Source organism: Nocardia sp. CWNU-33 (genome assembly GCF_046764895.1).
Classification (GTDB): Bacteria; Actinomycetota; Actinomycetes; order Mycobacteriales; family Mycobacteriaceae; genus Nocardia.
Genome location: NZ_JBKOQN010000125.1, coordinates 1 through 800, shown reverse-complemented (window position 1 = coordinate 800; position 800 = coordinate 1). Strand labels below are relative to the sequence as shown.

1 protein-coding gene is annotated in these 800 nt (G+C 66.1%); it reads left to right on the top strand.

The window, feature by feature from the left end; genetic code table 11:
- Window positions 1-231: 231 nt before the first annotated feature.
- Window positions 232-800: DUF4097 family beta strand repeat-containing protein (locus tag ACLMAL_RS39680; RefSeq protein WP_412003780.1), on the top strand; the 569-nt coding region annotated here is incomplete at its 3' end.

Below are 800 nucleotides of genomic sequence, written 5' to 3'. Positions count from 1 at the left end.
CGCGAAATACCCGGACCGGTGCCTGTCCACCCCTCTCTTTGTTCGCTGTGACCAGGTCGAACACCGTGTCAGTGAGCCTGTCAGGTCGGTGTCAGGTCGGTGTCAACCCGGCCGGTGAAAGTAATGCCTGTCAACAGCGCAGCAACCGCAACCCCCGGGCCACGGAAGCCATCCGGGGACGAACCCAGTTCACACACCGCACCCATCGCACATGTTCGAAGGAGTACCGCCATGCCCGCATTCGCGACACCGGAACCGATCACCCTCACCGTCGATGTGCTCTCCGCTGAGGTCCGGGTCATCGCCTCCGACCGTAGCGACACCGTCGTCGAGGTCCGACCGGCCGATAAGTCCAAGAAGGGTGACGTGCGCGCCGCCGAGCACACCCGGGTCGATTTCACCGCCGGCACCCTGACGGTGACAGCGCCGAAGGATTGGCGGACCTACACCCCGTTCGGTGGCAACCCGTCGATCGAGGTGATCATCGAGGTGCCCACCGGCTCCCGGCTGAAGGCCACCGCCGGTGTGGGCCGACTGCTGGGCACCGGTGGACTCGGTGAGTGCGACCTGGAGATCGCCGCCGGCGACATCACCGTCGAACGCCCGCTCGGTTCGGTGACAGCGAAGACCGCCAAGGGCGACATCCGCATCGACGAAGCCTCACGTGGTGTGCTGCGGCTGGAAACTTCCATGGGCGAGCTGGAGGTGGGTATCCGCCCGGGCAGTGCGGTGCGGCTGGAAACCAACACTCTGCACGGCAGCGTGCAGAACGTGATGGGACCGGTCGACCGGCCGCGGGA